This window comes from Streptococcus mitis, assembly GCF_009496285.1.
GTDB lineage: Bacteria > Bacillota > Bacilli > Lactobacillales > Streptococcaceae > Streptococcus > Streptococcus mitis_BP.
On sequence record NZ_WIJK01000043.1, the window covers coordinates 1 to 5,060 of the forward strand.

A 5,060-nucleotide genomic window follows, 5' to 3' on the forward strand; every position below is an offset into this window, starting at 1 on the left:
AGCTAAGCGACTTCCTTATCTCACAGGGGGCAACCCCCAACTACTTCCGGCGTTCTAGGGCTTAACTTCTGTGTTCGGCATGGGTACAGGTGTATCTCCTAGGCTATCGTCACTTAACTTTGAGTAATACCTACTCAAAATTGAATATCTATCAAATTCCAAGAAAACCTTCACACTTCGTATTCTCAGTTACTTTGGATAAGTCCTCGAGCTATTAGTATTAGTCCGCTACATGTGTCGCCACACTTCCACTTCTAACCTATCTACCTGATCATCTCTCAGGGCTCTTACTGATATAAAATCATGGGAAATCTCATCTTGAGGTGGGTTTCACACTTAGATGCTTTCAGCGTTTATCCCTTCCCTACATAGCTACCCAGCGATGCCTTTGGCAAGACAACTGGTACACCAGCGGTAAGTCCACTCTGGTCCTCTCGTACTAGGAGCAGATCCTCTCAAATTTCCTACGCCCGCGACGGATAGGGACCGAACTGTCTCACGACGTTCTGAACCCAGCTCGCGTGCCGCTTTAATGGGCGAACAGCCCAACCCTTGGGACCGACTACAGCCCCAGGATGCGACGAGCCGACATCGAGGTGCCAAACCTCCCCGTCGATGTGAACTCTTGGGGGAGATAAGCCTGTTATCCCCAGGGTAGCTTTTATCCGTTGAGCGATGGCCCTTCCATACGGAACCACCGGATCACTAAGCCCGACTTTCGTCCCTGCTCGAGTTGTAGCTCTCGCAGTCAAGCTCCCTTATACCTTTACACTCTGCGAATGATTTCCAACCATTCTGAGGGAACCTTTGGGCGCCTCCGTTACCTTTTAGGAGGCGACCGCCCCAGTCAAACTGCCCGTCAGACACTGTCTCCGATAGGGATCACCTATCTGGGTTAGAGTGGCCATAACACAAGGGTAGTATCCCAACAGCGTCTCCTTCGAAACTGGCGTCCCGATCTCTTAGACTCCTACCTATCCTGTACATGTGGTACAGACACTCAATATCAAACTGCAGTAAAGCTCCATGGGGTCTTTCCGTCCTGTCGCGGGTAACCTGCATCTTCACAGGTACTAAAATTTCACCGAGTCTCTCGTTGAGACAGTGCCCAAATCATTACGCCTTTCGTGCGGGTCGGAACTTACCCGACAAGGAATTTCGCTACCTTAGGACCGTTATAGTTACGGCCGCCGTTTACTGGGGCTTCAATTCATACCTTCGCGTTACCGCTAAGCACTCCTCTTAACCTTCCAGCACCGGGCAGGCGTCACCCCCTATACATCATCTTACGATTTAGCAGAGAGCTGTGTTTTTGATAAACAGTTGCTTGGGCCTATTCACTGCGGCTGACTTTAAGTCAGCACCCCTTCTCCCGAAGTTACGGGGTCATTTTGCCGAGTTCCTTAACGAGAGTTCTCTCGCTCACCTGAGGCTACTCGCCTCGACTACCTGTGTCGGTTTGCGGTACGGGTAGAGTATGTTTAAACGCTAGAAGCTTTTCTTGGCAGTGTGACGTCACTAACTTCGCTACTAAACTTCGCTCCCCATCACAGCTCAATGTTATAGAACTAAGCATTTAACTCAATTCACACCTCACTGCTTAGACAGACACTTCCAATCGTCTGCTTTAGTTAGCCTACTGCGTCCCTCCATCACTACATACTCTAGTACAGGAATATCAACCTGTTGTCCATCGGATACACCTTTCGGTCTCTCCTTAGGTCCCGACTAACCCAGGGCGGACGAGCCTTCCCCTGGAAACCTTAGTCTTACGGTGGACAGGATTCTCACCTGTCTTTCGCTACTCATACCGGCATTCTCACTTCTATGCGTTCCAGCACTCCTCACGGTACACCTTCTTCACACATAGAACGCTCTCCTACCATACCTATAAAGGTATCCACAGCTTCGGTAAATTGTTTTAGCCCCGGTACATTTTCGGCGCAGGGTCACTCGACTAGTGAGCTATTACGCACTCTTTGAATGAATAGCTGCTTCTAAGCTAACATCCTAGTTGTCTGTGCAACCCCACATCCTTTTCCACTTAACAATTATTTTGGGACCTTAGCTGGTGGTCTGGGCTGTTTCCCTTTCGACTACGGATCTTAGCACTCGCAGTCTGACTGCCGACCATAATTCATTGGCATTCGGAGTTTATCTGAGATTGGTAATCCGGGATGGACCCCTCACCCAAACAGTGCTCTACCTCCAAGAATCTCTAATGTCGACGCTAGCCCTAAAGCTATTTCGGAGAGAACCAGCTATCTCCAAGTTCGTTTGGAATTTCTCCGCTACCCACAAGTCATCCAAGCACTTTTCAACGTGCCCTGGTTCGGTCCTCCAGTGCGTCTTACCGCACCTTCAACCTGCTCATGGGTAGGTCACATGGTTTCGGGTCTACGACATGATACTAACTCGCCCTGTTCAGACTCGGTTTCCCTACGGCTCCGTCTCTTCAACTTAACCTCGCATCATATCGTAACTCGCCGGTTCATTCTACAAAAGGCACGCTCTCACCCATTAACGGGCTCGAACTTGTTGTAGGCACACGGTTTCAGGTTCTATTTCACTCCCCTCCCGGGGTGCTTTTCACCTTTCCCTCACGGTACTGGTTCACTATCGGTCACTAGGGAGTATTTAGGGTTGGGAGATGGTCCTCCCAGATTCCGACGGGATTTCACGTGTCCCGCCGTACTCAGGATACTGCTAGGTACAAAGACTATTTTGAATACGAGGCTATCACTCTCTTTGGCTGATTTTCCCAAACCATTCTTCTATAGTCTTTGAGTCCACATTGCAGTCCTACAACCCCGAAGAGTAAACTCTTCGGTTTGCCCTTCTGCCGTTTCGCTCGCCGCTACTAAGGCAATCGCTTTTGCTTTCTCTTCCTGCAGCTACTTAGATGTTTCAGTTCACTGCGTCTTCCTCCTCATATCCTTAACAGATATGGGTAACAGGTAGTACCTGTTGGGTTCCCCCATTCGGAAATCCCTGGATCATCGCTTACTTACAGCTACCCAAGGCATATCGTCGTTTGTCACGTCCTTCTTCGGCTCCTAGTGCCAAGGCATCCACCGTGCGCCCTTATTAACTTAACCTTATTTTTCTGACCTTTCAGTCATAAACTCTTATTAATACTACAGCGTTTTCGGTTTATTTTCTTGTTACTATTTGATATAGATATTCAATTTTCAATGTGCATTACTTGGTGATCTCTCACCAATGGAGCCTAGCGGGATCGAACCGCTGACCTCCTGCGTGCAAAGCAGGCGCTCTCCCAGCTGAGCTAAGGCCCCACAAGACCTCTCAAGACTAAACAAGACCAATGTGCATTCCTTATCCTTAGAAAGGAGGTGATCCAGCCGCACCTTCCGATACGGCTACCTTGTTACGACTTCACCCCAATCATCTATCCCACCTTAGGCGGCTGGCTCCTAAAAGGTTACCTCACCGACTTCGGGTGTTACAAACTCTCGTGGTGTGACGGGCGGTGTGTACAAGGCCCGGGAACGTATTCACCGCGGCGTGCTGATCCGCGATTACTAGCGATTCCGACTTCATGTAGGCGAGTTGCAGCCTACAATCCGAACTGAGACTGGCTTTAAGAGATTAGCTTGCCGTCACCGACTTGCGACTCGTTGTACCAGCCATTGTAGCACGTGTGTAGCCCAGGTCATAAGGGGCATGATGATTTGACGTCATCCCCACCTTCCTCCGGTTTATTACCGGCAGTCTCGCTAGAGTGCCCAACTGAATGATGGCAACTAACAATAGGGGTTGCGCTCGTTGCGGGACTTAACCCAACATCTCACGACACGAGCTGACGACAACCATGCACCACCTGTCACCTCTGTCCCGAAGGAAAACTCTATCTCTAGAGCGATCAGAGGGATGTCAAGACCTGGTAAGGTTCTTCGCGTTGCTTCGAATTAAACCACATGCTCCACCGCTTGTGCGGGCCCCCGTCAATTCCTTTGAGTTTCAACCTTGCGGTCGTACTCCCCAGGCGGAGTGCTTAATGCGTTAGCTGCGGCACTAAACCCCGGAAAGGGTCTAACACCTAGCACTCATCGTTTACGGCGTGGACTACCAGGGTATCTAATCCTGTTTGCTCCCCACGCTTTCGAGCCTCAGCGTCAGTTACAAGCCAGAGAGCCGCTTTCGCCACCGGTGTTCCTCCATATATCTACGCATTTCACCGCTACACATGGAATTCCACTCTCCCCTCTTGCACTCAAGTTAAACAGTTTCCAAAGCGTACTATGGTTAAGCCACAGCCTTTAACTTCAGACTTATCTAACCGCCTGCGCTCGCTTTACGCCCAATAAATCCGGACAACGCTCGGGACCTACGTATTACCGCGGCTGCTGGCACGTAGTTAGCCGTCCCTTTCTGGTAAGATACCGTCACAGTGTGAACTTTCCACTCTCACACTCGTTCTTCTCTTACAACAGAGCTTTACGATCCGAAAACCTTCTTCACTCACGCGGCGTTGCTCGGTCAGACTTCCGTCCATTGCCGAAGATTCCCTACTGCTGCCTCCCGTAGGAGTCTGGGCCGTGTCTCAGTCCCAGTGTGGCCGATCACCCTCTCAGGTCGGCTATGTATCGTCGCCTTGGTGAGCCATTACCTCACCAACTAGCTAATACAACGCAGGTCCATCTGGTAGTGATGCAATTGCACCTTTCAAGCAGATATCATGCAATATCTACTGTTATGCGGTATTAGCTATCGTTTCCAATAGTTATCCCCCGCTACCAGGCAGGTTACCTACGCGTTACTCACCCGTTCGCAACTCATCCGGAGAAGCAAGCTCCTCCTTCAGCGTTCTACTTGCATGTATTAGGCACGCCGCCAGCGTTCGTCCTGAGCCAGGATCAAACTCTCATTAAAAGTTTGAGTTCTCACTCATTTCTGTCACTGACAGATTTATTGTTTTTTTCATTGTTCAGTACTACAACCTTAGTTGTAGTGCCCTGCACATTGGTTCGTCTTGTTCAGTTTTCAAAGGTCTTTGTCACTCACTTCTCTCAAGTGACAACTATATTAGTATATCACAG

General features: G+C 49.7%; 1 tRNA gene and 3 rRNA genes. All 4 read right to left on the reverse strand.

Annotated features, from left to right (window positions below):
• Position 1: 1 nt before the first annotated feature.
• Positions 2-117: ribosomal RNA gene (gene rrf, locus GEZ89_RS09290) — 5S ribosomal RNA — on the reverse strand.
• A gap of 77 nt (positions 118-194) precedes the next feature.
• A 23S ribosomal RNA gene (locus GEZ89_RS09295) occupies positions 195-3,098 on the reverse strand.
• Between the two features lie 125 nt (positions 3,099-3,223).
• Positions 3,224-3,296: transfer RNA gene (locus GEZ89_RS09300), tRNA-Ala, on the reverse strand.
• Between the two features lie 50 nt (positions 3,297-3,346).
• A 16S ribosomal RNA gene (locus GEZ89_RS09305) occupies positions 3,347-4,893 on the reverse strand.
• Together the 16S, 23S and 5S rRNA genes with 1 tRNA gene alongside form the textbook arrangement of a ribosomal RNA operon.
• Between the last annotated feature and the right edge of the window lie 167 nt (positions 4,894-5,060).